The 23,723-nt window shown below is 71.8% G+C and carries 26 protein-coding genes; 9 read left to right on the forward strand and 17 right to left on the reverse strand.

Features of this window, described 5'->3' with window-relative positions; genetic code table 11:
* Positions 1-24 precede the first annotated feature (24 nt).
* Both B9P64_RS10030 and B9P64_RS10035 read right to left on the reverse strand, forming a co-directional pair.
* Entirely contained in the window at positions 25-1,314 is a 1,290-nt protein-coding gene (locus tag B9P64_RS10030; RefSeq protein WP_085316105.1) for a hypothetical protein, read from the reverse strand.
* A gap of 34 nt (positions 1,315-1,348) precedes the next feature.
* Positions 1,349-2,533: a hypothetical protein gene (locus tag B9P64_RS10035; RefSeq protein WP_085316106.1), complete on the reverse strand. Its 1,185-nt coding sequence runs from the start codon at positions 2,531-2,533 to the stop codon at positions 1,349-1,351.
* Positions 2,534-2,709: 176 nt separating this feature from the next.
* Between B9P64_RS10035 and B9P64_RS10040 the strand changes: the two genes are divergently transcribed.
* Positions 2,710-3,294: a TetR/AcrR family transcriptional regulator gene (locus B9P64_RS10040; protein WP_085316132.1), complete on the forward strand. Its 585-nt coding sequence runs from the start codon at positions 2,710-2,712 to the stop codon at positions 3,292-3,294.
* A 12-nt stretch (positions 3,295-3,306) separates the two neighbouring features.
* Here B9P64_RS10040 and B9P64_RS10045 read toward each other — a convergent pair whose 3' ends face one another.
* The 3 genes from B9P64_RS10045 to B9P64_RS10055 are packed head-to-tail and all read right to left on the reverse strand — an operon-like array spanning position 3,307 to position 5,261.
* A complete protein-coding gene (locus B9P64_RS10045; protein WP_085316107.1) occupies positions 3,307-3,735 on the reverse strand; it encodes a DUF4437 domain-containing protein in 429 nt (142 codons plus the stop codon).
* Positions 3,736-3,777: 42 nt separating this feature from the next.
* Positions 3,778-4,299 (reverse strand): GlcG/HbpS family heme-binding protein, encoded by a 522-nt coding sequence (locus tag B9P64_RS10050; RefSeq protein ID WP_085316108.1) that lies wholly within the window; start codon positions 4,297-4,299, stop codon positions 3,778-3,780.
* A gap of 8 nt (positions 4,300-4,307) precedes the next feature.
* The gene (locus tag B9P64_RS10055) at positions 4,308-5,261 is read right to left on the reverse strand and encodes an alpha/beta fold hydrolase (RefSeq protein ID WP_085316109.1); all 954 of its coding nucleotides are present in this window, start codon (positions 5,259-5,261) and stop codon (positions 4,308-4,310) included.
* A 157-nt stretch (positions 5,262-5,418) separates the two neighbouring features.
* On the opposite strand from B9P64_RS10055, the gene B9P64_RS10060 reads away from it, so the two are divergent.
* On the forward strand, positions 5,419-6,051 hold the full coding sequence (locus B9P64_RS10060; RefSeq protein ID WP_085316110.1) for a CGNR zinc finger domain-containing protein: 633 nt from the start codon (positions 5,419-5,421) through the stop codon (positions 6,049-6,051).
* 42 nt (positions 6,052-6,093) lie between these two features.
* Here B9P64_RS10060 and B9P64_RS10065 read toward each other — a convergent pair whose 3' ends face one another.
* Positions 6,094-7,080 carry a quinone oxidoreductase family protein gene (locus B9P64_RS10065; protein ID WP_085316111.1) on the reverse strand — a complete coding sequence of 329 codons (987 nt, stop codon included), beginning with the start codon at positions 7,078-7,080 and terminating at the stop codon, positions 6,094-6,096.
* A gap of 98 nt (positions 7,081-7,178) precedes the next feature.
* Here B9P64_RS10065 and B9P64_RS10070 point away from each other — a divergent pair, with 98 nt between their 5' ends.
* The 5 genes from B9P64_RS10070 to B9P64_RS10090 all read left to right on the forward strand — a co-directional run bounded on the left by B9P64_RS10070 (position 7,179) and on the right by B9P64_RS10090 (position 11,093).
* A complete protein-coding gene (locus B9P64_RS10070; protein ID WP_085316112.1) occupies positions 7,179-7,550 on the forward strand; it encodes a winged helix-turn-helix transcriptional regulator in 372 nt (123 codons plus the stop codon).
* 121 nt (positions 7,551-7,671) lie between these two features.
* Positions 7,672-8,076, forward strand: a complete 405-nt coding sequence (locus tag B9P64_RS10075) for a DUF4148 domain-containing protein (RefSeq protein ID WP_235839953.1) — start codon at positions 7,672-7,674, stop codon at positions 8,074-8,076.
* Between the two features lie 158 nt (positions 8,077-8,234).
* Positions 8,235-8,693 carry a cache domain-containing protein gene (locus B9P64_RS10080; RefSeq protein ID WP_085316114.1) on the forward strand — a complete coding sequence of 153 codons (459 nt, stop codon included), beginning with the start codon at positions 8,235-8,237 and terminating at the stop codon, positions 8,691-8,693.
* Positions 8,694-8,729: 36 nt separating this feature from the next.
* Complete coding sequence (locus B9P64_RS10085; protein ID WP_085316115.1) at positions 8,730-10,268, forward strand: methyl-accepting chemotaxis protein; 1,539 nt, start codon at positions 8,730-8,732, stop codon at positions 10,266-10,268.
* A gap of 147 nt (positions 10,269-10,415) precedes the next feature.
* A complete protein-coding gene (locus tag B9P64_RS10090) occupies positions 10,416-11,093 on the forward strand; it encodes a peroxiredoxin-like family protein (protein ID WP_085316116.1) in 678 nt (225 codons plus the stop codon).
* Between the two features lie 13 nt (positions 11,094-11,106).
* Here B9P64_RS10090 and B9P64_RS10095 read toward each other — a convergent pair whose 3' ends face one another.
* Together B9P64_RS10095 and mtnP are read right to left on the reverse strand one after the other, a co-directional pair.
* Positions 11,107-12,006 carry a LysR family transcriptional regulator gene (locus B9P64_RS10095; protein ID WP_085316117.1) on the reverse strand — a complete coding sequence of 300 codons (900 nt, stop codon included), beginning with the start codon at positions 12,004-12,006 and terminating at the stop codon, positions 11,107-11,109.
* 25 nt (positions 12,007-12,031) lie between these two features.
* The gene (gene mtnP, locus B9P64_RS10100) at positions 12,032-12,907 is read right to left on the reverse strand and encodes an S-methyl-5'-thioadenosine phosphorylase (RefSeq protein ID WP_085316118.1); all 876 of its coding nucleotides are present in this window, start codon (positions 12,905-12,907) and stop codon (positions 12,032-12,034) included.
* A gap of 155 nt (positions 12,908-13,062) precedes the next feature.
* On the opposite strand from mtnP, the gene B9P64_RS10105 reads away from it, so the two are divergent.
* A complete protein-coding gene (locus tag B9P64_RS10105) occupies positions 13,063-15,210 on the forward strand; it encodes an FAD-dependent oxidoreductase (protein ID WP_085316119.1) in 2,148 nt (715 codons plus the stop codon).
* Positions 15,210-16,367 carry an FAD-dependent oxidoreductase gene (locus B9P64_RS10110; protein WP_085316120.1) on the forward strand — a complete coding sequence of 386 codons (1,158 nt, stop codon included), beginning with the start codon at positions 15,210-15,212 and terminating at the stop codon, positions 16,365-16,367. The genes B9P64_RS10105 and B9P64_RS10110 overlap by 1 nt, the downstream gene beginning before the upstream one ends.
* 15 nt (positions 16,368-16,382) lie before the next feature.
* Here B9P64_RS10110 and B9P64_RS10115 read toward each other — a convergent pair whose 3' ends face one another.
* The 9 genes from B9P64_RS10115 to B9P64_RS10155 form a co-directional block, all read right to left on the reverse strand.
* Complete coding sequence (locus B9P64_RS10115) at positions 16,383-17,210, reverse strand: phosphate ABC transporter ATP-binding protein (protein ID WP_085316121.1); 828 nt, start codon at positions 17,208-17,210, stop codon at positions 16,383-16,385.
* Positions 17,207-18,064, reverse strand: coding sequence for a phosphate ABC transporter permease PstA (pstA, locus tag B9P64_RS10120; RefSeq protein WP_139826253.1), 858 nt, complete (start codon positions 18,062-18,064; stop codon positions 17,207-17,209). The genes B9P64_RS10115 and pstA overlap by 4 nt, the downstream gene beginning before the upstream one ends.
* Positions 18,054-18,932 carry a phosphate ABC transporter permease subunit PstC gene (gene pstC / locus B9P64_RS10125; protein ID WP_085316122.1) on the reverse strand — a complete coding sequence of 293 codons (879 nt, stop codon included), beginning with the start codon at positions 18,930-18,932 and terminating at the stop codon, positions 18,054-18,056. The genes pstA and pstC overlap by 11 nt, the downstream gene beginning before the upstream one ends.
* Positions 18,933-18,935: 3 nt before the next feature.
* Positions 18,936-19,802, reverse strand: coding sequence for a phosphate ABC transporter substrate-binding protein (locus B9P64_RS10130; protein ID WP_085316123.1), 867 nt, complete (start codon positions 19,800-19,802; stop codon positions 18,936-18,938).
* A gap of 11 nt (positions 19,803-19,813) precedes the next feature.
* Complete coding sequence (locus B9P64_RS10135) at positions 19,814-20,854, reverse strand: methyltransferase domain-containing protein (RefSeq protein ID WP_085316124.1); 1,041 nt, start codon at positions 20,852-20,854, stop codon at positions 19,814-19,816.
* A 25-nt stretch (positions 20,855-20,879) separates the two neighbouring features.
* Positions 20,880-21,881, reverse strand: a complete 1,002-nt coding sequence (arsS, locus tag B9P64_RS10140; protein WP_085316125.1) for an arsenosugar biosynthesis radical SAM (seleno)protein ArsS — start codon at positions 21,879-21,881, stop codon at positions 20,880-20,882.
* 69 nt (positions 21,882-21,950) lie between these two features.
* Positions 21,951-22,175: an anti-sigma factor family protein gene (locus B9P64_RS25660; RefSeq protein WP_176256790.1), complete on the reverse strand. Its 225-nt coding sequence runs from the start codon at positions 22,173-22,175 to the stop codon at positions 21,951-21,953.
* Complete coding sequence (locus B9P64_RS10150) at positions 22,172-22,801, reverse strand: sigma-70 family RNA polymerase sigma factor (RefSeq protein WP_085316134.1); 630 nt, start codon at positions 22,799-22,801, stop codon at positions 22,172-22,174. Before B9P64_RS10150 ends, B9P64_RS25660 begins: the two co-directional genes overlap by 4 nt.
* Before the next feature lie 40 nt (positions 22,802-22,841).
* On the reverse strand, positions 22,842-23,723 hold an 882-nt coding region (locus B9P64_RS10155; protein WP_328589861.1), incomplete at its 5' end, for a DUF547 domain-containing protein.

Raw genomic sequence — 23,723 nt, forward strand, 5'->3', positions numbered from 1 at the left:
GCCGGGCCTGCTGGCGCGCGCTGCTTACAGGAAGCGCGAGACGATCGGGCAGTTGACGATGAAGCCGGTCGAGCCGAAGGGGCCGCCGCCGGGGCCGGTGAGATGGCCGCGCTGCACCATGCCCAGGTACTCGAACTCGCCGGTCAGGCGCGTGCGGTAGTCGTGGGCGATCGCCGAGGCGGTCCATTCGCCGACGTTCAGATCCCAGAGCGGGCTGTAGTCGGTGGCCACGGTCGGGATGCCGCCGAGCACATTGATCGGCCCACCCTCGCCGCGCAGCGCGCTGTTGAAGCCCTGGCGCTGCGGATGGATCTCGCCGGCCACGTCGTTGGTGGCGCCGTTGACGACCGCGAACAGCCGCTCGACCGCGCTGAAGGCGCTGTCGTCGCTGCCGACCTTGATGTCCTTCAGCCCGGGCGCAAGCGTGGCGCCTTCGAGCGCGGCGGGCAGGGCGTCGCTGGCCTCGGTGCTCAGGTAGAGCACCGGCCGGCCGAAGCTGAAGCCGGTGGTCAGCGCCAGCGTCACCACGTTGTCGCGGGCGCAGATCGACACCACCTTGTCGTGCACCAGCCGGTGGTCGGCATTGCCGGCGCAGAAGGCGTCGAGCGTGGCGCCGTCGACGTTGAAGGCCACGATCGGCGCGTTGTACAGGTGGGCGCCGATCTTCACGATCGGGCTGTAGTCGGCATCGCCGACCGCGCCCGGCTGCACCGCCGTCGGCGGGAAGGGGTTGGGCGCGGCGCCCGGCGTGACCGAATGCACCGGCGAGAAATCGACCCGGCCGGCGTTGAACACCACCACGGTCTCGCCGTCGATGAGCTGCTGGCGGCCGCGCCGCGCGCCCTTGCCGACCGCCGCATAGCTGAGCTTGGACGAGAAGTTGAGGCCGAGCGCCTCGGCGTTCTTCTGGTCGTCGGTGTCGGTCAGGATGTACCAGACCGCCTCGCCGCTCGCGAGCCGGCCCTTGTAGAGCGGCAGCGTGATCGTGCCGCGCTCCTCATCTACGGTGCCGGCCTTGAGCAGCTGGTAGGGGCCGATGAGTTCCTTTTGCACCGTGGACGGCGCAGTGCCGAAATAGGTCGCCGGCACGTCGGCGCCGATGGACGCGGGCGAGGGCTGGATCTCGGTGATGGGCGTCGGGTTCTGGATCGCGACGATGCCGCTGGTGGCATCGCCGCTGACGGCGCCGGGGCTCACGGCGGGCGCGGGTGCCGGGGCAGGCGCCGGCGCGGGCGTGGTGGGGTCGTTGCTGCCGCCGCCGCAGGCGGCGAGCGACAGGCTGAACAGCAAGGTGGCGAGATGTTGGCGATTCACGGACTTCTCCTGAAGAGGCATTGGGCGTGGCGCTTCAGAGGAAGCGGAAGACGATCGGGCAATTGACGATGAGGCCGCTGGAACCGAAGGCCTTGCCGCCCGGCCCGGTCAGCCAGCCCGAGCGCACATAGCCGAGCGTCTGGAACTCGTCGCGCAGCCGGGCGCGGTAATGGCTGTCGATGGCGTGCTGGGTCCACTGGCCCACGTTCAGGTCCCAGAGCGGGCTGTAGTCGGTCGCCACGGTCGGAATGCCGCCGAGCACATTGAGGGGGCCGCCCTCGCCCTTGAGCGCGCTGTTGAAGCCCTGGCGGCCCGGATTCACCACATTGGGCTCGACATTGGTCGGGCCGTTGATGACCGCGAACAGCCGTTCGACCGCGCTGAACGCGCCATCGTCGCCGCCCACCTGCACATCGGTCAGGCCGGGCGCGAGCGTCGCGCCTTCGAGCGCGGCGGGCAGGGCGTTGTTGGCTTCGGTGCTCAGGTAGAGCACCGGCCGGCCGAAGCTGAAGCCGGTGGTCAGCGCGAGCGTCACCACGTTGTTGCGCGGGCAGATCGACACCACCTTGTCGTGCACCACCGAATGGTCGGCATTGCCCGAGCAGAAGGCGTCGAGCGTCTTCTCGTCGACGTTGAACGCGACGATGGGCGCGTTGTAGATGTAGCCGCCGATCTTGGCGAGCGGGCTGTAGTTGGCATCGCCGACCGCGCCGGGCTGTACCGCCGTGGGCGGGAAGTAGTCGGGCGCGGCGCCCGGTGTGACCGAATGCACCGGCGAGAAATCGACCTTGCCGCTTTCGAACACGACCGTGGTGCGACCGTTGACCAGCTGCTGCGACGCCTTGCGCACGCCCCGGCCGACGTCGGCATACACCAGCTTGGCCGAGAAGTTGAGGCCGAGCGCATCGGCGTTCTTCTCGTCGTTGGTGTCGGTGAGGATGTACCAGACCGTCTCGCCGCTCGCGAGCTGGCCCTTGTAGAGCGGCAGCGTGATGGTGCCGGCTTCCTGGTCGATGGTGCCGGCCTTGAGCAGCTGGTAGGGACCGATGAGTTCCTTCTGCACCGTGGACGGCGCGGTGCCGAAATAGGTCACCGGCACGTCGGCGCCGATGGACGCGGGCGCCGGCTGGATTTCGGTGATGGGGGTCTGGACCGGCAGGCTCTGGGCCAGCGCGGGCAAGGCCGCGCACCAGCCGGCCAGCAAAAGCATTCTCTTCATTCGACTCTCCGTCGGGTGGCTGCGACATTGCAGACAGCCGAGTGTTGAAGCGAAAGGGCCGGCAAATCCTCACGGAAGGTTCAACGCCGCACGGAGTTATGAAGCGAACGCTCTACAATCGGCGCGTGCGCGGCCATCCGGCGCGCACCGATGCCAGCACAGGAGCAAGCGCAGTCATGGCCCGTCCCCGCGAATTCGACGAAGCCGCCGTGCTCGATGCGGCAGTCGCCTGCTTCTGGCGCTACGGCTATGAGGCCACCTCGGTGCGCGATCTGGCCAAGAGCATGGGCATGACCGGCGCCAGCCTCTACAACGCCTTCGGCGACAAGCTCGGGTTGTTCCGGCGCGCGCTCGAGCACTACCTCGACGGCTCGGTGCGGGCGCGCATCGCCCGGCTGGAGGCGCTGGAATCGCCGCGCGCGGCGGTTGCCGCCTTCCTCGACGAACTGGTGAATGCCTCGGTCAATGACCGTCAGCGGCGCGGCTGCATGCTGGTGAATACCGCGCTCGAACTGGCGCCGCACGACGCGGTGCTGCGCCGGCTGGTGGCGCGCGAGCTGGCCGACATCGAAGGCTTCTTCCGTGGCCGGCTCGAAGCCGCGCAGGCGGCCGGCGAGCTGGCCGCCGATGCCAGCGTCGACGACCTCGCGCGGCTGCTGCTCGGCGTGGTGCTCGGCATGCGGGTGCTGGCGCGCGCCAAGCCGCAGCGCGCGCTGCTCGAAGGCATGGCGCGTTCGGCGCTGGCCGCGCTGGGCTGCTGAGACGCCTTCGCCTCAGTTCACGTTGACGTAATCGAACTTGCCGGGCTGGGTGATGAAGACCACGCATTCGGTGGTCGACAGGCACTTGGTGACATGCGGCGCCTTGCCCTTCTGGAACCAGTAGGAGCCGGGCGGCAGCGGCCGGTCGGGTGCGGCATTGTCGACCTCGTTGGCGACCACGCCGGTGATGACGACGGCGTAGTAGTCCTCGGTATGCGTGTGCAGCGGGCTGCTGAAGCCGGCCGGCAGCTTGACGTAGGTGCTGTGCGCGCCGGCAGTCAGGTCGCCGTGGCCGACGGCGGCCTTGAGCGGGCCGACGCCGGTATCGAAGAACTTGAGCGCGGTGACCGGCGTGCTGACGGAGCTGTCGGCGGCAAGAGCCGGACCGGCGAGCAGGAGCGCGGCGACGGCGCTTGCGGCGATGCGAAGACGAAGTGACATGGATTTCTCTCGATGGAAATTGGGGGGATGAAGACTGGCCGCTCAGGGCGCGGTCAGCGCATCGACGCGGGTCTGGATCGCGGCGACGCCGGCCTGGGCGCAGCGCTCGTCGAGCGCGCCGCCCGGTGCGCCGCCGATGCCGAGCGCGGCCAGCGTCTCGTCGCCGTGGCGGATGGCGACGCCGCCGGCCAGCAGGATCACGTTGCCGACGCTGGCGAGCGCCGGGCCGGTCGGCGTCTTGCCGACCTTGTCGGCGAGTGCGCCGGTGGTGGTGGTGCCGAAGATCGGCCCGAGCGTGACGGCGGTATAGGCCTTGCGGAAGGCCGTCTCGCGGGTGTGCACCGTGCTGTGGTCGCCGCGCAGAAAGGCACGCTCGACGCCGGCGGCGTCCACCACCGAGGCCGACACGCGGTAGCCGTCGGCCTCGCAGGCGGCGATGGCGGCCTGCGCCGCCGCCTGGGCCAGCGTCAGCGGCAGCGCGCGGCCGCTGGTCAGCACCTGGGCCTGGGCGGGCAGGGCGGCGACGGCCAGCAGCAGCGCCGGAAAGATGCGTTGCAGATTCATCTACCGGCTCAGTCGGGCGCGAAGCGCTTGCGGATCAGCGCCGCGATCGGCAGCGCGTCTTCCTCCAGCGCGAAATGGCCGGTGCTGAAGAAGTGCAGTTCCACATCGGTCAGGTCGCGCGTGAAGGCCTCGGCGCCGGCCACGGTGAAGAACGGATCGCCCTTGCCCCAGACGATGAGCGTCCTGGGCTGATGGCTGCGCAGCCAGTCGTGCCAGGCGTCGTAGCGCGCCACGTTGCTCTGGTAGTCGCGGAACAGCGCGAGCTGGCGCTCGGCGGCGCCGGGCCGGTCGAGCGTGGCCTGATCGTGAGTCCAGGCGTCGGGATTGAGCGCGGCCGGATCGCGCGCGCCGGCCTCGTACTGGAAGCGGGTGGTGGCCGGCAGCAGCAGCTTGCGCGCGTTGGTCTCGTCGCCGTGCTGCCACAGCGGCATGAACACGTCGATGGCGGCCTGACTCACGCCCTCCATGTAGGCGTTGGCGTTCTGCACCACCAGGCCGGCGACGCGCTGCGGCCATTCGACGGCCAGGCGCATGCCGATCGGGCCGCCGTAGTCCTGCATGTAGAACACCGCCGATTCGACGCCGAGCTGGTCGAGCAGCGAATCGACCACGCCGGCGAGCCGGTCGAAGCTGTACTCGAACTCGCTGGCCGGCGGCGCATCGGAATGGCCGAAGCCGGGATAGTCGGGCGCGATCACGCGGAAGCGGTCGGCGAGCAGCGGGATGAGGTCGCGGAACATGTGCGACGACGACGGAAAGCCGTGCAGCAGCACGATGACCGGCGCATCGGCGGCGCCGGCCTCGCGATAGAAGATGCTGAGGCCGTCGACGCTGGCGCGGCGGCAATGCACGACCGGCGCAAGCGGCGCCGCTGTTGCGCTGCCGTTGCCGGGCGCGACCACATGACGGGCCAGCGGACGCAGGCCGAGCCAGTGCCAGAGCGAGGCGGGGTTGTTGAACATGGGAGTGCTCCTCGGGGTTGGGGGCGGCGGGCGACGCCTGCCTTGAGTAACCTAATAAAACTGCAAATACAGGTTATCCAAAACTGCGTAACCGGCAAAGTGTTTTTTTTGCGGTTACGCTTCGGCCTCCGTCTCCCTGCGCGCCGCGCCTGCCGCCATGCCCCAGTCCGCCGATCAAGTCCTGCCGTTCGCGCCGATGCTCATCGGCGGTCATCGCGCGCTCGATTTCCTCAACAGCGTGTTCACGCCGCAGGCAGAGCCGGTCGATTTCCTGCGCGATGGCGCGACGCTGCTGGCCTGGGTCGACGCGACCCAGCTGCTGCCGTCGCCGCTGTCGCAGGCGGTGCTGGCGCTCAAGCCGCGCCAGCGCGATGCGCTCGCCGGCGAGTTGCGCGGCCTGCGCGACTGGCTGCGCGATCTGCTCGCGCGCTGGACCGCGCAGGGCGTGAGCGTGCCCAGCGACGCCGACCTCGCGCGGCTGAATGGCTGGCTTGCGGGCGGGCCGCTGCGCCAGTCGGCGACGCGCGCGGCCGACGGCAGCCTCGCGCTGCTCACCGAGCGCGCGCCGGGCGCGAGCGCCGTGGTCGCCGAGCTGGCGGCGGCCTGCGTGGAGCTGCTTTCCGAGTTGCGGCCCGACCAGGTGCGCAAGTGCGAGAACCCGGCCTGCACGCTGTGGTTTGCCGACGGCAAGCGCGGCCCGCGCCGGCGCTGGTGCTCGATGGCGGCCTGCGGCAATCGCAGCAAGGCAGCGGCGCACCGGGCGCGGGCGCGTGGCGATGGCGCGGCGTGATGCGGCGTGATGCGACGTGATGCGCGGCGCCGGCCGCCCGCGTCAGGGCAGCAGCACCAGCTTGCCGGTACTGGTGCGGCCTTCGAGCCGCCGATGCGCCTCGGCCGCCTCGGCAAGCGGCAGCGCGGTCACGCCGAGCTTCAGCTCGCCGGCCAGCACTTGCGCGAACAGCCGCGCGAGATCGTCGCGCAGGAGTTGCGGCGTGAGCAGCGGCGCCAGCGCAAAGCCGGCGACCGACTGGTTGCGGAAGATCAGTCCGAGCAATTCGGGCACGCCGAGCGCGAACGACTGGATGTTGAGCGCGCCGTAGATCACCAGCGTGCCGCGCGCCGCAAGCAATTGCAGGCAGGCTGGCGTGATGTCGCCACCGACCGAGTCGAACACCACATCGGGGCCGGCGCCGTCGGTGGCCGCGCGCACCGCCGCCTGCCAGTCGGGCGCGCGATAGTCGATGGCGACATCGGCGCCCAGCCCGCGCGCGATTTCGCATTTGGCGGCGCCGCCGGCCAGCGCGATCACGCGCGCCGCGCCGGCCGCGCGCAGCAATTGCAGCAGCAGCGAGCCGACGCCGCCGGCCGCCGCCGTCACCAGCACGCTGCGGCCCTGCACTGGCACATGACGCGCAAGCGCCAGCGCGGTCAGGCCCTGAACCGGCAGCGCGGCGGCATCTTCAAACGCCAGCGCATCGGGCAGCGGCACGACCGCGGCGGCATCGACCACCACGTATTCGGCATAGCCGCCGAAGTAGACGCCGGCCGCGAACAGCGCCGCCGCCACGCGCATGCCGGGCGCAAAGCCGTCCACGCCCTCGCCGAGCGCATCGACCGTGCCGGCCACCTCGCAGCCGGGCACCGACGGCAGCGGCGGCGTCATCGCATAGCGGTTCTCGCGCATCAGCGTCTCGGCGAAATTGACGCCGGCGGCGCGCACGCGCAGCCGCAGCTGGCCCGGGCCGGGCGCGGGCAGCGCCAGCTCGACCAGGTCGAGCACCTCGGGGCCGCCGAAGCGGTTCATCTGGATGGCTTTCATCGTTGCGGTTTCCGGCTGCTGTTGAAGCGGCCAGCTTGGCGACGCCACGCCTGCCCGCGCTACCCACGCTTTGCCGCGCTACCCACCAGGAGGTGTGCATGAACCGACCCGTCAAGCGGCTGCCGCCGCTGCCCGCCGAACGCGCGCTCAAGGTGATTGCCGGGCGCGGCAAGGCGGTGATCGTCCATCTGCTGTTCGACGGGCCGATGCGGCTGTCGACGCTGGAACGCGCGCTGCCCGACATCAGCCAGAAGGTGCTGATCGCCCAGCTGCGCGAGCTGGAAGCCCACGGCATCGTCAGCCGCACCGTGTTCGCCGAGCTGCCGCCGCGCGTGGAATACGCCGCCACGCCGCTCGGCCTGAGCCTGGCGCCGGTGCTGCGCGCGCTGTGCGACTGGGGCCGGCGGCATGCGGCCGAACTCGGCGAGCTCGACCGGCTGGCCGAGGGCTGCGCGCCCGCCGACGCATGACGCGACATGCCGCGGCAACCTGCGGTTACGCCTGTCACGCCCGGTCAACGACAGATTCGCCGGCCTCGGCGGTCTTCATGAGGGTCGGGGATGTCCCGACGCACAACCTGGAAACCACCTCATGAAGACGATGCTCCTGGCCGGTTCGGCCCTTGCCCTTTCCCTTCTCGGCGGCGCCGCGCAGGCCGCCAGCCTCACGCCGGCCGAGCTTGCGGCGCGGATTGCCGAGCCGTTCCGGTCGAGCGTGTTCGAGAACGCGGTCGGCGGTCCGGCGCTCACGCGCGAACAGGTGCGGGCCGAGCTTGCCGAGGCGATCCGGCGCGGCGATGCGCCGATCGCCGAGAACGGCCTCACGCCGCGCGAGGCCAATCCGGCCGCCTATCCGGCCCGCGGCGCAGCCGCCGCCAAGACGCGCGAGCAGGTGCGGGCCGAGCTTGCCGAAGCGATCCGGCTCGGCCAGGTGCCGCTCGGCGAAGACGGCCGCACGCCGCGCGAGCGCCAGCCCGAGGCCTATCCGGCGAGCTGACGGCCGGTGCCCGCCATTCATGGCTGGCGGAAGGCCGCGTCCTTCAGCATGAACCCTCGGTCGGCTCAACATCGAGGGCGCGGCGCCGTAACCCGGAACATCCGCCTGTCCGCGCCTTGCCGCGCGACGGGCTCTGCCCCGTTCCGGAGTCATCCCCCATGAAGCTTCCCTTCTGCCGCGCCGCCCTTGCCGGGCTGGTCGCTTTCTCGTCGCTCGCCCAGGCCGCCGATGGCGGCGCCACCGCCGAACAGGCCGTGGCCATGGTCAAGAAGGGCGTGGCCTTCATCAAGGCCAGCGGCGCCGACAAGGGCTATGCCGAAATCACCAGCAAGACCGGCCAGTTCCGGCTCGAAGACCTGTACCTCGTGGTCTACGGCCTCGACGGCACGGTGCGCGCGCACGGCGCCAACGAAAAGATGGTCGGCCGCAATCTCATCGACCTGAAGGACGTGGACGGCAAGGCCTTCGTGCGCGAGCGCGTGGAGCTGGCGCATGCCAAGCCGAGCTTCTGGCAGGACTACAAGTTCACCAATCCCGAGACCCGGAAGATCGAGCCCAAGGCCATGTACTGCGAGCGGCTCGACGAGAGCGTCGTCTGCGGCGGCATCTACAAATAAGGTCGTGCCGGCACCGCGCCGGTCGAGGAAAGACTCATGAAGCTGGGAACCAGACTGCTGTTGGCGCCGCTGCTGACGGCAGGCGTGCTGCTGGCCACGGGCGGCGTGAATGCGCTGCTGATGGATCGCCGGGCCGAGGAGGCGCAAGCCAGCTTTCGCGCCGACATCGAGGTGTTCCGCCAGCTCAGCGAGCAGCAGGCGCGCCTCGGCAGCCTGCATGCCTACAACTACCGCACGGTCGCGCTGGTCGGCTCGCTCGACGAAGCGCAGGTGAAGGCCGCGCGTGCCGCGCTGGTCACGCAGATGACCGAGGTGAAGCGGCGCTTCGGCGCGCTGGGCGAGCAGGCCCGCACCGACGCCGCGCTGCGCAGCGCCATCGGCGACGCGGCCGGCGCCATCGACCGCTATGTGAAGCAGGCCGACGACGCCATCGACATGGCCTCGGTCGACGCCAATACCGGCATCGCCGCGATGCAGAACGCCGATGCGAGCTTTGCGCAGCTGGCACAGTCGGTGAGCGTGGTCATCGCGCGCATCGATGCGCTGTCGCAGGCGGCGGCCGAGCAGGCATCCGCCGCGTCGCGGCGCAATCTGCTGCTGCTGGCGCTGGGCGCGCTGGCGGTGGCGGCCACGACGGTGGGCGCATCGGTGGCCACCCAGCGCAGCATCGTCGCCGACCTGATCCGGGCGCGCGCCGTGGCCAGCGCGGTGGCCGATGGCGACCTCACGCGCGACGCCGCGACCGATCGCAAGGACGAAGTGGGCGATCTGCTGCATGCGCTTGCAACCATGCAGCAGCGCCTGCAATCGATGGTCGGCGACATCCGCGCCTCGGCGGTCAACATCCGCGATGCGAGCGGCGAGATCGCCACCGGCAACCAGGATCTGTCGGGTCGCACCGAGCAGGCGGCGGCCAATCTGGAGCAGACCGCCAGCTCGATGGAGGAGCTGACGGGCATCGTGCGCCAGAGCGTCGAGGCGGCGGCGCAGGCCAACCAGCTCGCATCGTCGGCCTCGGAGATCGCCGAGCGCGGCGGCCGGGTGGTGGGGCAGGTGGTGCAGACGATGCAGGACATCAACGCCAGCAGCCGCAGGATCGGCGACATCATCGGCACCATCGACGGCATTGCCTTCCAGACCAACATCCTCGCGCTCAACGCGGCGGTCGAGGCGGCGCGCGCCGGCGAGCAGGGACGCGGTTTTGCGGTGGTGGCGAGCGAGGTGCGCAGCCTCGCGCAGCGCAGCGCCGAGGCGGCGAAGGAGATCAAGCTGCTGGTCGGCACCAGCGTGGCCAATGTCGATTCGGGCAGCGCGCTGGTCGGCGACGCGGGCCGCACCATGGGCGAGATCGTGGCGAGCGTGCAGCGCGTGAGCGACATCATCGGCGAGATCACGGCGGCGGCCGGCGAGCAGAGCCAGGGCATCGGCCAGGTGAACGGCGCGGTCGGCCAGCTCGATCGCATGACGCAGCAGAACGCCGCGCTGGTCGAGCAGAGCGCGGCGGCGGCGGCCAGCCTGAAGGAGCAGGCCGACCGGCTCGCCGACGTGGTGGGCGTGTTCCGGCTGCGCGGCTGAAGGCGGGGCATTCCGGGGCGGAATGCTTGCCATGCCGCGCGCCGGCGTTCCGGCGCGGCATGGCGCGCCCGAGCATGGCTTGCCTCGGGCCGGCCGCGCCATTCCGGCGCCGGCCGCTGCCCGACACGTCATCGCAAGGACTGCCTCATGTCGCTTCAACAGAGACTCGATGCCTTCAAGGCCGATTTCAAGGCCGGTCGGCCGCCCTATCAGAACGTGCCGCCGGAAGTTCATGCGGTCATGGAACGCGCGACTGCCGAGCTGATCGCCTCCGGGCTGGCGGCGCAGGCGATCAAGGCCGGGCAGACCGCGCCGGCCTTCACGCTGACCGATGCCGAGGGCCGGACCGTGACGTCGGCCGGGCTGCTGGCGCGCGGCCCGCTGGTGCTCACCTTCTATCGCGGCGTCTGGTGCCCCTACTGCAACCTCGACCTGCAAGCCTTGCAGGAGGCCTTGCCGGCCATCGCGCTGCTCGGCGCGCAGGTGGTGGCGGTGTCGCCGCAGACGCCGGTCAACAGCCGCCGCTCGTTGCGCGACAACGGGCTCGGCTTTTCGATCCTGAGCGATCCGGGCAACGAGCTTGCCGCCCGCTTCGGCCTGCGCTTCGCCATGCCCGACTATCTGGTGGCGCTCTACAAGAGCCTCAACAACGAGCTGCCCGCGTTCAACGGCGACGACAGCTGGACGCTGCCGATGCCGGCGCGCTACGTGATCGCGCCCGACGGCACGGTGGTCTATGCCGAGGTCAATCCCGACTACACGCAGCGGCCCGATCCGGCCGAGCTGCTGCCGGCATTGCGCGCGCTGGCCGGCCTGCGCGACTGAGCGTGCGGCGCGTTCAGTTCGCGGCGGTCGTGTCGGCCATCAGCCGCTCGACATAGGCCGCGAAGGCGCGCGCCTTGGCGCTCGCGCGCCGGCCCGACGGATAGACCGCCCACAGGTCGACCGGCGGCAGCGCCCAGTCGGCCAGCACCTGGCGCGCCGCGCCGCTGGCCAGCTCGGGCGCGAACATCCATTCCGACGCTATGGCCAGGCCCAGGTCGCAGAGCACGGCGGCGCGCACGCCCTCGGCCGCGCCGGTCTGCACCCGGCCCGCCACCACCACCGACACCTCGGTGCCGGCGCGCTCGAAGCTCCAGGCGGTGCCGCCGCCGCGCCGGTTGAACACGATGGCCTGATGCGCGGCCAGCTCGGCCGGATGCTGGGGCAGGCCGGCGCGCGCGAAATAGCCCGGCGTGCCGACCACCATGCGCCGGCCGCGCGCCAGCCGCCGCGCGGTCATGGTCGAGTCGGCAAGCTGGCCCATGCGGATCGCCACGTCGATGCCTTCCTCGCGCAGATCGATGTCGCGGTCGTCGAGCACCAGGTCGAGCGCGAGCTGCGGGTGTTCGAGCAGGAAGGGCTGAAGCCGCGGCAGCACATGCAGCCGCGCCAGCGTGACCGGCGCGCAGACGCGCAGCCGGCCGGTGAGCGCCGCGCCGGCGCCGCGCGCGGCCAGCTCGGCGGCCTCGGCCTCCTCGACGGCGCGCCGGGCGTGCTCGTGGAACTGCCGGCCGGCCTCGGTGAGCGCGATGCCGCGCGGCGAGCGCAGCAGCAGCGCCACGCCGAGCCGCGCTTCGAGCTGGGCCACGGTCTTCGACACCGCCGGCTGGCCCACGCCGAGCCGCTGCGCGCCGGCCGACAGCGAGCCGGCCTCGACCACGGCGATGAAGGTCTGCATTGCGGCGAGTCGGTCCATGCGGGTCTGGCCGGAGGGTGAAGAATCAGCGGCGGCGCGCGAGCAGCGGCGCAAGCCGGGCGCGCACCTCGTCGGTCATGGCGGCGACCGGCGTCACGAGCGCGCTGTCGAGCGCAGTGTGCGCGGCCGAGACCGGCCAGCGCGCCGCGATGCCCTGCACCGCCGCCGCCACCAGCCGTTGCGCGCGCAGCGCATTGGCCTGGAGATTGGCGATCGCCAGCTCGGCCGTCACGCAGGCCTGATGCGGATGCCAGCAATCCCAGTCGGTGACCAGCGCCAGCGTCGCGTAGGCAATGCCGGCTTCGCGGGCGAGCCGGGCCTCGGGCATGTTGGTCATGCCGATCACGCTGGCGCCCATCGCGCGAAAGCCGTGGGATTCGGCGCGGGTCGAGAACGCCGGTCCCTCGATGCAGACATAGCAGCCGTCGGCATGCAGCCGGGCTTCGCCGGCGAGGCCCGCCGCCGCGAAGGACTCGGCCAGGATGGCGTGCAGCGCGCCGCAGACCGGGTCGGCCATCGACACATGCGCCACCGCGCCGGCGCCAAAGAAGCTGCCGGCGCGCCCGCGCGTCAGGTCGATGAACTGGGTCGGCAGCACCAGGTCGAGCGGCGCGATTTCCTCGCGCAGCGAGCCGACCGCCGAGACCGAGATCAGGTAGTCGACGCCCAGCTGTGCAAACGCATGCAGATTGGCGCGGAACGGAATTTCGCCCGGAATGAGTCCGTGACCGCGACCGTGACGGGCCAGGAATGCCACCTCCACGCCGCCGAGCCGGCCGATGAGAAAGGCATCCGACGGGCGGCCGTAGGGCGTGTCGACGAACACTTCGCGGGTGTCGGTCAGGCCATCCATGCGGTAGAGCCCGCTGCCGCCGAGGATGCCGATGCGCAGCTTGTCCATTGCGTCTTCCCTTGGGGTGAAAACGGCTTGGTCGGCGCACGCGGCGGTTTTCTTACACCGCGCCGGCGGCTGTAAGAAGCGCGGCGCCGTTCCGACCATCGACCATGCGGCCCGCCCTCGCTCGCGGGCCGCCTTCCTTCATTCGAAAGTCGGTCATGCGCCTGGATAAACGCTGGTGGTTCGTCGTGCTGCTCGGATTGGTGTTTGCGTTGTTCTTCGCATTCGATCTCGGGCGCTTTCTCAGTCTCGCGGCCATCAAGGACAGTCAGGCCGGTCTCGACGCCTGGCGCGCCGAGCGGCCGCTGGTGGCGGCGCTGATCTTCTTTGCCACCTATGTGGCGGTGACGGCGCTGTCGCTGCCCGGCGCCGCGGTGATGACGCTGGCGGCCGGTGCCATCTTCGGCCTGGGCTGGGGCACGCTCATCGTGTCGTTCGCGTCGTCGCTCGGCGCGACGCTCGCCTTTCTGGCCGCGCGCTGGCTGCTCGGCAACTGGGTGCAGGCGCGCTTCGGCGCCCGGCTCGCGGCGCTCAACGACGGCATCCGGCGCGATGGCGGCTTCTACCTGTTCACGCTGCGGCTGGTGCCGGTGCTGCCGTTCTTCGTCATCAATCTGGCGATGGGGCTGACGCCGATCCGGCCGCTGGTGTTCTACGGCGTGAGCCAGATCGGCATGCTGGCCGGCACGCTGGTGTACGTGAACGCCGGCACCCAGCTCGCGCGCATCGATTCGCTCAAGGGCATCGTTTCGCCGGGCCTGCTGGGCTCGCTGGTGCTGCTGGGCGTGTTTCCGCTGCTGGCGCGCAAGCTGGTCGACGCGGTGCAGGCGCGCAAGGTGTATGCGCCGTTTCGCAAGCCGGCCCGGTTCGACCGCAATCTGGTGGTGATCGGCGGCGGCTCCGCCGGGCTGGTCACGGCCTACATCGCGGCGGCGGTCAAGGCCGAGGTGACGCTGGTCGAGCGCCATGCGCTCGGCGGCGATTGCCTCAACACCGGCTGCGTGCCGTCGAAGGCGCTAATCCGCTCGGCAAAGTTCGCGGCCCAGCTGGCGCGCGGCGATGAATTCGGCATCGCGGTCGGCCCGCCGCAGGTGGATTTCGCGGCCGTGATGGAGCGCGTGCAGCGCGTGGTGCAGACCATCGCGCCGCACGATTCGGTCGAGCGCTACACCGGGCTCGGCGTCGACGTGGCGCTCGGCAGCGCGCGCATCGTGTCGCCGTGGGAAGTCGAGATCGCCGCGCCCGACGGCAGCCGTCGCACGCTGACCACGCGCGCCATCGTCATCGCGGCCGGAGCGCGGCCGTTCGTGCCGCCGCTGCCCGGCATCGACCGGATCGAGGTGCTCACGTCCGACACGGTGTGGAAGCTGCGCGAGCGCCCGGCGCGGCTGCTGGTGCTGGGCGGCGGGCCGATCGGCTGCGAGCTGGCGCAAGCCTTTGCACGGCTCGGCTCGAAGGTGACCCAGGTTGAAATGGCGCCGCGCCTGCTGCTGCGCGAGGACGCCGAGGTGTCGGCGCTGGTCGAGGCGAAGTTCCGTGCCGAGGGCATCGACGTGCGCACCGGCCATGCCGCGCTGCGCGTCGACGTGCTTGGCGAACGCAAGCTGCTGGTGGCGGCGCATGCCGGCCGCGAGGTGGAGATCGACTTCGACGCGCTGCTGGTGGCGGTGGGGCGCAGCGCCAACCTGGACGGCTACGGGCTCAAGGAGCTGGGCGTGACCACCGGACGCACGGTGGAGGTGAACGGCTATCTCCAGACCAACTTCCCCAACATCTATGCCGCCGGCGACGTGGCCGGACCGTTCCAGTTCACGCACGCGGCGGCGCATCAGGCCTGGTATGCGGCGGTCAACGCGCTGTTCGATCCGATCCGGAAATTCCGTGCCGACTACCGCGTGATTCCGTGGGCTACCTTCACCGAGCCCGAGGTGGCGCGCGTGGGCCTCAACGAGCAGGAAGCCGCCGAGCGCGGCATTGCCTGCGAGGTGACGACCTACGGCATCGACGACCTCGACCGCGCGATCGCCGACGGCGAGGCGCATGGCTTCGTCAAGCTGCTGACCGTGCCGGGCAAGGACCGCATCCTCGGCGCCACCATCGTCGGCGAGCATGCGGGCGACCTCATCGCCGAATTCGTGCTGGCCATGAAGCACGGCATCGGGCTGAACAAGCTGCTCGGCACCATCCACATCTATCCGACGCTGGCCGAGGCCAACAAGTACGCGGCCGGCAACTGGAAGCGCGCCCATGTGCCGACGCGCGCGCTGGCCTGGGTGGCGCGCTGGCATGCCTGGCGGCGCGGCTGATGGCGCCGGCCACCGGCGCGGCGCCGGAGGCGGGCCGCAAGCGGCTGCTGCTGCTCGGCGGCGGGCATGCGCATGTGGGCGTGCTGCGCGACTTTGCGCGGCGCCCGGTCGCCGGCTGGGAGCTGACGCTGCTCAGTCCGTCGGCGCGCCAGATCTATTCGGGGATGCTGCCGGGCTGGATCGCCGGCCGCCATGCGCTCGACGATTGCGCGATCGATCTTGCGGCGCTGGCCGCGCGGGCCGGCGCGCGGCGGGTCATCGGCAGCGCGAGCGGGCTCGATCCCGCTGCGCGCACGGTGCGGCTCGCCGACGGCCGCCAGCTCGGCTATGACCTGCTGTCGCTCGACATCGGCTCGGTGTCCGGCGCGTTCGCCTTGACCGGCGGTGGCGGGCAGGCGCTGGCGCTGCGGCCGATCGAGGACTTCGTCGAGCGGCTGGCGGCCCTGGTGGCGCGCATCGTGGTGTGCGGCCGGCCGGTGGCGCTGGCGGTCGTCGGGGCTGGCGCGGCCGGCGTCGAGCTGGTCTTTGCGCTGCGGGCCCGCGCGCGGCGCGACGGCTGGCCGCCGCTGACGCTGCTGCTGGTGGGCAGCCAGGCGCTGCCGTTGCCGGGCATGCCGGACGGATTGCGTCGGCGCGCGGCGCTGCGGCTGGCCCGGGCCGGCATCGACTGGATCGGCAATGCGCGCGTGACGGCGGTGCTGCCGGACCGCCTGGTCTGCGCCGGCATGGCGTCGCGGCCGGTCGATGCCTGCATCTGCGCCACCGGCGCCGTCGCCGCGCCGTGGCTGGCCGCGAGCGGCCTGGCGACCGACGCCGCCGGCTTCGTGCGCGTCGATGCGGCGCTGCAAAGCCTGTCGCATCCCGGCGTGTTCGCGGCCGGCGACGTGGCGGCGCTGGCCGTGCCCCGGCCCCGCTCGGGCGTGTTTGCGGTGCGCGCCGGGCCGGCGCTGGCGCGCAACCTGCGCGCTGCCTGCGCCGGCCAGCCGCTGCAAGCCTGGCAGCCGCAACGCCAGGCGCTCTACCTGCTGGGCCTGGACGACGGCAGCGCGCTGGCGAGCTGGGGCGCTTTGTGGTCGGAAGGGCGCTGGGCGGCGCGGCTCAAGGCGCGCATCGACCGCCGCTTCGTGCGGCGCGCCAACGCCGCCGCCGGCACCTGACCGGCAGCGCGGGCATCAGCCGCGCAGGCCGCCGACATAGGCCGCCGTCAGCGCATCGGCCGGCTGCTCGAACAGCCGTTGCGCGCGGCCGAATTCGATGAGCTTGCCGACCCGCTCGCGCAGCCAGAAGAAGGCCGCGTAGTTGGCGATGCGCCGCGCCTGGGCCAGGTTGTGCGTGACGATCACCACCGTGTACTGGCCGCGCAGCCGCGCGATCAGATCCTCCACCGCGGCCGAGGCGATCGGGTCGAGCGCCGAGCAGGGCTCGTCCATCAGCAGCACCTCGGGCCCGAGCGCGATGGCGCGCGCGATGCACAGCCGCTGCTGCTGGCCGCCCGACAGCGCCAGCGCCGGCGCGTCGAGCCGGTCGCCGACCTCGTCCCACAGGCCCGCGTCGCGCAGCGCGCGCTCGACGCGGTCGGCCAGCTCGGCGCGGTTGCGCAGTCCGTGCTCGCGCAGCGGCAGTTCGAGGTTGCGCCGGATCGACAGCGGAAACGGATTGGGGCGCTGGAAGATGCTGCCCACGCGCTGGCGCAGCAGCCGGGTGTCGGTGCCGGGCGCATACACATCCTGCCCGCCGAGCAGCACCTGTCCGCGCACCCGCGCGCCGGGGATCAGATCGGTCATGCGGTTAAGCGCCGACAGGAAGGAGGTCTTGCCGCAGCCCGACGGCCCGATCAGCGCGGTGACGCAGCCGCGATGGATGTCGAGCGACACATCGTCGAGCACGCTGCGGCCGCCGTGGCTGACGCCGAGGCCGCGCACGCTCAGATGCGGCTGCGGATCGCAGCAGGGCGGGCCGGCGCGCAACTCGCCGACGGTGTAGGGCTGGGGCAGGTTCATGGCGGGCCTGGCGGGAGATGGCGGTGGCGCATGGCGAGGCGGTTGCCGAGCATGGCGGCGAGTGCGTCGATGACCAGCACCAGCAGCAGCAGCGTGCAGGCGGCGGCGCTGGCGGCGCGGTCGCCGCCGGCCACGTTCATCGACAGATCCTGGATGTGGACCGACAGCGCGCGCCCCGAATCGAGCAGCGAGCCCGGCATGCGGTCGACATAGCCGCTGGTGAAGACCAGCGCGGCGGTCTCGGCGGCGGCGCGGCCGATGCCGAGCATGGCGCCGGCCGCGATGGCGGGCGCGGCGGCGGGCAGCAGCACCTCGCCCAGCAGCCGCGCGCGCGTGATGCCGAGCGCCGCGCCGGCTTGGCGCCAGTCGGCCGGCAGGCCGGCGAGCGCGGCCTCGCTGCTGCGCGCGACGATGGGCAGGATCATGCAGGCCAGCGTCAGTCCGCCCGAGGCGATCGACGAACCCAGCCCCAGAAACCGGCCGAAGCAGGCCGCGCCGAACAGCCCGAACACGATCGACGGCACGCCGGCCAGCGCATCGAGCGCGAGCCGCAGCCGGGCCGCGCGCCGCCCGTGCATGCCGGCGTACTCGGCCAGCCAGATCGCGCCGCCGATGCCGAGCGGCAGCGCGACGGCCAGCGCGATGCCGAGGATGGCCAGCGTGGCGACGACGATGGGCGCGATGCCGCCGGCCCGGCCGGCATTGCGCGGCGCGCCCAGGAAATAGTCGAGCGACCAGTGCGGCAGCCCGCGCGCCACGATGTCGGCCAGCAGCCAGCCCAGCGCCAGCGGCAGTGCCAGCGCCGCGCCGCGCACCGCCAGCCCGAAGGCGCGGTCGACGATTTCAGTGCGCATGCGCCGACCCTCCGGCCAGCCGGGCGCCGGCCCAGGTCAGCGCCAGCACCAGCAGCAGCAGCGCCAGTCCGCTGGCGAACAGCGCCGCGCGATGGCTGCCGGCGGCATAGGGCATTTCGAGCGCGATGTTGGCGGTCAGCACGCGGACCGGATCGAACAGGCCGGTGGGCGTGCGCACCACGTTGCCTGCCACCATCAGCACCGCCATGGTTTCGCCCAGCGCGCGCGCCGCCGCCAGCACCAGCCCGCCGACGATGCCGCCGCGCGCGCCAGGCAGGGCAATGCCCAGCACCACGGCACGCCGGCCCAGGCCGAGCGCGGCGCCGCCGGCCAGCCATGACTCGGGCACGGCGCCGAGCGCGCTGGACGCGGTGAGCGCGACGGTCGGCAGAATCATCAGCGCCAGCACCAGCATGGCCGCAAGCAGGCTGGCGCCGGGCGGCTGCCAGCGCGCAATCAGTGGCACCAGCACTTCCAGCCCCCACAGGCCGACCACCACCGACGGCACGCCGGCCAGCAGCGCCAGCGTCATCCGCTGCGCCGCCGCCAGGCGCGGACCGGCGCAGAAGCGTTCATGGATCGCGGCGCCGATGCCGAGCGGCGCCGCGATCGCCAGCGCGCCGGCCGAGGCCGCGAGCGTGGCCCAGACCATCGGCAGCAGGCCGAAGCGGCCTTCGAGCGGCGACCAGCCGTCGTCGGCGACGAAGCGCGCGACACCGCCATCGGCCAGTACCGGCGCGGCCTCGCGCAGCACGAAGCCGAACACCAGCGCCAGCAGCACGGCGCCGGTCGCGGCCAGCGCGCCGAAGACCGGCGCGACGAGGCGGTCGGCACCCGGGCCGTGCGAACGCGGCGGCGCGGCGGACATGCTTCAGCGCGCCAGCGGCACGAAGTACAGCGCCTGCACCAGATCGTCCACGTCGGCCGAGCGGGCATAGGCGATGAAGCGCGCGGCCAGCGCGTCCGGAGTGCCGCGCGTGACCAGATTGAGCGGCCGCGACAGCGGAAAGCTGCGGTCGCGCACATGGGCGGTGGTGGCGGCAATGCCGTCGATCGGCAGCAGCCGGATCGGCACGCCGTCGTGCGCGTCGTACTCGGCCGAGCCGATCGACACATAGCCGATGGCGCCCGGATTGCCGGCCACCGTCTTGATGCCCTGCTCGTTCTCGCCGATGACGGCCTGGGCGCGGATGTCGCCGTTCTTCAGCCCGTAGAAGTGCAGGAACAGTTCGAGCGTGGAACGGCCCTCGGCCTTGTTGACCACGGTGATCGGCCTGTCGGGGCCGCCCAGCTCGCGCCAGTTGCGCAGCGCGCCGGTGTAGATGGCGCGGACCTGGTCGGCGCCGAGCGCGGCGACCGGATTGCTGCGATGGACGATGAGGCCGACGCCGTCGAGCGCGATGGTGTGCGCCGTCAGGTCGGTCTCGGTCGGGCCGAGCGCGCGCGACACCAGCCCGATGGCGGCGGCGCCGGAACGCGCATCGGCCACGCCGCGCGACGAGCCGCCCGACTGCACATCGACGCGCGTGCCCGGATTCACCAGCTCGAAGCGGTGCGCGATTTCGAGCGCCAGCGGCGCGATGGTGCTGGAGCCGGTGAGCACCAGGCGGCCGCCGCCGGCCGCCCGCGCGCGGCGCGGCAGCAGCGTGGCGACACCGAGCGCAAGCCCGCCGGCCAGCGCGCGCCGGCGCGCCGGCAGGGCGGCAATCGAGGGGAGGCTGGGCGAACGGTCGCTCATGACGGGTCTCCTCAGCAGCAGGCGCCGGCCTGGCCGTCGGCGGCCGGCGCATCGAAGGGCAGGCGGCCGCCGCAGCCGGCAAAGATGCCGTGATGGCGCCCGAAGCCGCCGATGAAATCGAAGGCCGGCGCGAAGCGCGTGTCGGCCAGCATCCGCCAGGTATTGCCGCAGACCGGGAACACGCGGCCGGCCTCGATCCGGTGATGCTTGTCGAGCACGAACGCGTGCTCCATGCCGGCGATGCCGCCGCGATAGACCACGGCCTGGCCGTAGTCCTCGCAGGCCGGCTCCAGCCCGTCGAGCTTGAACAGCCGCCAGGTGGCCGAGAAGAAGCGCAGGTTGCCGGTGCGCGCCGCCAGCGCCGCATCGGTGACGGCAAGCGGACGGTCTTCCACCAGCCGCGGATCGGCAAAGCCCTGGCGTCGCGCCAGGGTCTGGAAGTCGCCCCAGTAGAGCGCGCCGCCCAGGCATTCGCCGTAGAGCACCGGGTCGTTGCGCACCGCGTCGGGCACGCGCCGGTCGGCGTACACGTCCGAGAAGTAGAACTCGCCGCCGGGCTTGAGCAGCCGCTGCACGCCGCGCAGCACGGCGTCCTTGTCGGGCGACAGGTTGATGACGCAGTTCGAGACGATCACGTCGAAGCTGGCGTCGGCCAGTTCCAGTTCGTCGAGGCGTTCGATGTAGCCGTGCAGGAAGCGCACGTTGTCGAAGCCGAACAGCGCGGCATGGTGGGCGCGATGGCGTTCGGCCACGGCGAGCTGTTCGTCAGTCATGTCCACGCCGACCACTTCGCCCCGCGCGCCGACCAGTTGCGCCAGTGCGTACACGTCGCGGCCCGAGCCGCAGCCCAGGTCGAGCACGCGGCAGCCGTCGAGCCGGGGCGGGCAGACCAGCCCGCAGCCGTAGTAGCGCCCGGCCACTTCGGGATGGATGCGCGCCAGCAGCGGCTTGAGCCAGTCGGGCACGGCGCTGACGTCGCAGCAGGCGGAGGTCTTGAGATCGGCGCTGCCCTGGAGCTGGCGGCCGTAATAGTCGCGGACGAGATCGTGCATGGCGGTGTCGGTGCGGTGTGAGGGGTCAGGCGGCCACGCGGGCCGGCGGCATGTCGGCGGCATCGGCCAGCGCGCCGCCGCAGCTCGAACCCTGGCCGGCGGTGCAGCCGTAGCAATGGTCGGCAACCTGGATCGGCCGGCCGGTCAGTGCCGGCGCGGCGATGTCGCGCAGATGCAGGCGCTGGCGGCCGGCGTCGCGCAGCGGCAGGCCGAGCTGCTGGTTGAAGTCGCAGTCGTGCAGCCAGCCCTGCCAGTCGACGCTGACGAGGCTGCGGCACATCACCTGGTCGAGGTTGGCCGGGCGGTGGGCGGCGCGCAGCAGCGTCTGGTAGGTGCCGAAGCCGCCCTTCGAGACCAGGGTCGAGCCGAAGCGCCGGATCGGCATGTTGGCCAGCGTGAGGAGCCGGTTGAACTCGATGCCGTGGCGCTCGCCGAGCTGGCGCTTGTAGTCGGCTTCGAGCCGGTCCTGCGGCGGCGGCAGCGTTGGCCCCTGCGGGTTGTAGACGAGGTCGAGCCGCAGGCGGCTGCCGGGCTTGCCGTAGCCGAGCGCGTTGAGCGCGCGCAGGCCCCGGAGGCTGGCGTCGAAGGTGCCGCTGCCGCGCTGGCGGTCGACATTGCCTTCCTCGTGGCAGGGCAGCGAGGCGACGATCTCGACGCCGTTGCAGGCCAGGAAGCCGGCCAGGTCCTCATGGCCCGGCACTTCGAGGATGGTGAGGTTGCAGCGGTCGATCACGCGCCGCCCCAGTCCGCGCGCGGCGGTGACCAGGTAGCGGAAATGCGGGTTCAGCTCGGGCGCGCCGCCGGTCAGGTCGAGCGTGGTCACGCCCGGATTGGCGGCGAGGAAGGCGAGCACCTCGTCGACCGTGGCGCGCGACATTTCCTCGCTGCGGTGCGGACCGGCATCCACATGGCAGTGCAGGCAGCTCTGGTTGCAGCGGTAGCCGAGATTGACTTGCAGCGTGTCGAGCGCGCGCCGGCGCAGCGGCGGGAAATCGGTATCGACGAGCAGGGGCAGGGTTGCGTGCATGGCGGGCCTCGGTGAAGGGGATGTCGCTTGGTCGCGCGCCGGGCGCGTTTCTTACGGCGCGGTGGCAGGTCAGCGCCGGGGGCCGCTCGATGCGGCATCGGCGGGATCGGCCGGCGGGCGCGGGCCGGCCTTGGCATAGGCCGCGCCGAGCGCGCGCAGCGTGGTCATCTGGCGCCGGAAGCGCGCGCAATGGCGGCAGGTGCCGAGGTGGCCCCACAGCAGCAGCTGCTCGGCGAGGCCGAGTTGCGTATCCATGCCGCGCGAGGCCAGCTGCGTGGCATCGCGGCAATTCACGACTGCGTCCCGCGTTCGCGCACCCAACCGCGTTCGAGGCATTCGCGCAGCTTGAGCCGGGCCCGGTGCAGGATGACGTGGCAGTTGTTGTGGCTCAGGTCGAGCTGGGCGCAGATCTCGTCGAAGTCGAGGCCGAGGAACTCGCGCATCATGAAGACGCGCCCGCTGCGCGCCGGCAGATGGTCGAGGCAGGTCTCGAACACGGTCCAGAACTCGCTCGATTCCAGCGCCTCGTCGGGGCCGGGCCAGGCACTGGGCCGGGCCGAGGTGCGCCAGGCGCCGCGCGCGTCGAACATGGCTTCGAGCTTTTCTTCCCAGTGCTCGTCCTCGGCCACCAGATCGCTCATGGGGATGCAGCGGTCGACCACGCGCAGGTGATCGATGATTCCGTAGCGCAGGATCGAGAACACCCAGGTCTTGAGGCTGGAGCGGCCGGCAAAGCCGGCGGCGCCGCGCAGCGCCGATTCGATCGCGTCCTGCACCAGGTCTTCGGCGGCGGCGCTGTCGCGCACCTGGAGCCGCGCGAAGCGCAGCATGTCGGCGCGCAGCGCGGCGAGCATCTCCGGGTCGAAGCGCGGCGGCAGGCCGTGATGGGCGCCGGGCAGCGCGAGGGTCGGGACGGGCATGGCGGCAACGGGCATGGCGTTTCCTTCGGCGAACCGGCGGTCAGGCGTGGCGCGGAACATCGTTGAGCTTCCAGTCGTAGTCGAGGAAGCCGATCGGGACGCGGCCGGCGCGGACCGCGGCGCGGTCGGCCGGGGCGTCGGCGAGCTGGTCGGCATGGCGGCCGAGGAAGGCCGCCACCGAGGTGATGCCGCGATGGCCGAGGGTGAAGTCCTCGCCATACCAGTCGAAGATCTTCGAGACCTGGAGCTTGCGGGTCTCGGGGTCGTAGCGATTGCGCGAGCGGTCCGAAAGAAAGCGCAGCGCCTGCTCGTCGAGCTGGGCGTCGAGCCGTTCGGCCACATAGGCTTCGGCGCGCAGCGCGGGACAGCCGATCGAGGCGCAGTTCACCGCGAAGTGCAGGCGCGGATCGTCGTAGGCGCCGCGCTTGCGCAGCATGTCCTGCTCGATGTTGTCGAGCGTGACGGTGCTGCCGAGCAGCGGCACGAACTTCTGCTTCCAGGGGTTGGTGAGCAGCGTGCCGATGTCCTTGATCGAGACCAGGTCGGGGTAGCGCGTGAGGATCAGCTCGACGGTGAAGGCGTTGTAGGCGTTCATCAGGAAGGCCTGGCGCTGCGGCTTGCTCCAGCCGTCGAACTCGGCCCGACCCACGGCCGAGAGCGCGGCGAGATAGCGCTTGAACTCGGCGCGGTCGGCCTGCATGCCGGCGTAGCCGAGCTGGGTGGCGTTGCCGCCGTCGATCGGCACGACATGCTTGCGCAGCAGCGCGGTCCAGGCTGCGTGGGCATGGTCGAAGCCGGTGGCGGCGCGCACCGGGCGCGCCGCGAGCAGCGGCAGCGCGACGGCGGCGCCCAGCAGGTGAAGCGCGCGGCGACGCGAAAGGACGGAAGCGGAGGTGTGGATGCGGTTCATGGGAGGCGGGGG

It is taken from the genome of Derxia lacustris, assembly GCF_002105195.1.
GTDB classification, from domain to species: Bacteria; Pseudomonadota; Gammaproteobacteria; order Burkholderiales; family Burkholderiaceae_E; genus Derxia; species Derxia lacustris.

Bases quoted from the DNA above. Each gene is read 5' to 3' on its own strand.
- B9P64_RS10035 (WP_085316106.1), bottom strand. From the start codon at position 2,533: ATGAAGAGAATGCTTTTGCTGGCCGGCTGGTGCGCGGCCTTGCCCGCG.
- B9P64_RS10040 (WP_085316132.1), top strand. From the start codon at position 2,710: ATGGCCCGTCCCCGCGAATTCGACGAAGCCGCCGTGCTCGATGCGGCA.
- B9P64_RS10045 (WP_085316107.1), bottom strand. From the start codon at position 3,735: ATGTCACTTCGTCTTCGCATCGCCGCAAGCGCCGTCGCCGCGCTCCTG.
- B9P64_RS10050 (WP_085316108.1), bottom strand. From the start codon at position 4,299: ATGAATCTGCAACGCATCTTTCCGGCGCTGCTGCTGGCCGTCGCCGCC.
- B9P64_RS10055 (WP_085316109.1), bottom strand. From the start codon at position 5,261: ATGTTCAACAACCCCGCCTCGCTCTGGCACTGGCTCGGCCTGCGTCCG.
- B9P64_RS10060 (WP_085316110.1), top strand. From the start codon at position 5,419: ATGCCCCAGTCCGCCGATCAAGTCCTGCCGTTCGCGCCGATGCTCATC.
- B9P64_RS10065 (WP_085316111.1), bottom strand. From the start codon at position 7,080: ATGAAAGCCATCCAGATGAACCGCTTCGGCGGCCCCGAGGTGCTCGAC.
- B9P64_RS10070 (WP_085316112.1), top strand. From the start codon at position 7,179: ATGAACCGACCCGTCAAGCGGCTGCCGCCGCTGCCCGCCGAACGCGCG.
- B9P64_RS10075 (WP_235839953.1), top strand. From the start codon at position 7,672: ATGAAGACGATGCTCCTGGCCGGTTCGGCCCTTGCCCTTTCCCTTCTC.
- B9P64_RS10080 (WP_085316114.1), top strand. From the start codon at position 8,235: ATGAAGCTTCCCTTCTGCCGCGCCGCCCTTGCCGGGCTGGTCGCTTTC.
- B9P64_RS10085 (WP_085316115.1), top strand. From the start codon at position 8,730: ATGAAGCTGGGAACCAGACTGCTGTTGGCGCCGCTGCTGACGGCAGGC.
- B9P64_RS10090 (WP_085316116.1), top strand. From the start codon at position 10,416: ATGTCGCTTCAACAGAGACTCGATGCCTTCAAGGCCGATTTCAAGGCC.
- B9P64_RS10095 (WP_085316117.1), bottom strand. From the start codon at position 12,006: ATGGACCGACTCGCCGCAATGCAGACCTTCATCGCCGTGGTCGAGGCC.
- mtnP (WP_085316118.1), bottom strand. From the start codon at position 12,907: ATGGACAAGCTGCGCATCGGCATCCTCGGCGGCAGCGGGCTCTACCGC.
- B9P64_RS10105 (WP_085316119.1), top strand. From the start codon at position 13,063: ATGCGCCTGGATAAACGCTGGTGGTTCGTCGTGCTGCTCGGATTGGTG.
- B9P64_RS10110 (WP_085316120.1), top strand. From the start codon at position 15,210: ATGGCGCCGGCCACCGGCGCGGCGCCGGAGGCGGGCCGCAAGCGGCTG.
- B9P64_RS10115 (WP_085316121.1), bottom strand. From the start codon at position 17,210: ATGAACCTGCCCCAGCCCTACACCGTCGGCGAGTTGCGCGCCGGCCCG.
- pstA (WP_139826253.1), bottom strand. From the start codon at position 18,064: ATGCGCACTGAAATCGTCGACCGCGCCTTCGGGCTGGCGGTGCGCGGC.
- pstC (WP_085316122.1), bottom strand. From the start codon at position 18,932: ATGTCCGCCGCGCCGCCGCGTTCGCACGGCCCGGGTGCCGACCGCCTC.
- B9P64_RS10130 (WP_085316123.1), bottom strand. From the start codon at position 19,802: ATGAGCGACCGTTCGCCCAGCCTCCCCTCGATTGCCGCCCTGCCGGCG.
- B9P64_RS10135 (WP_085316124.1), bottom strand. From the start codon at position 20,854: ATGCACGATCTCGTCCGCGACTATTACGGCCGCCAGCTCCAGGGCAGC.
- arsS (WP_085316125.1), bottom strand. From the start codon at position 21,881: ATGCACGCAACCCTGCCCCTGCTCGTCGATACCGATTTCCCGCCGCTG.
- B9P64_RS10150 (WP_085316134.1), bottom strand. From the start codon at position 22,801: ATGCCCGTCCCGACCCTCGCGCTGCCCGGCGCCCATCACGGCCTGCCG.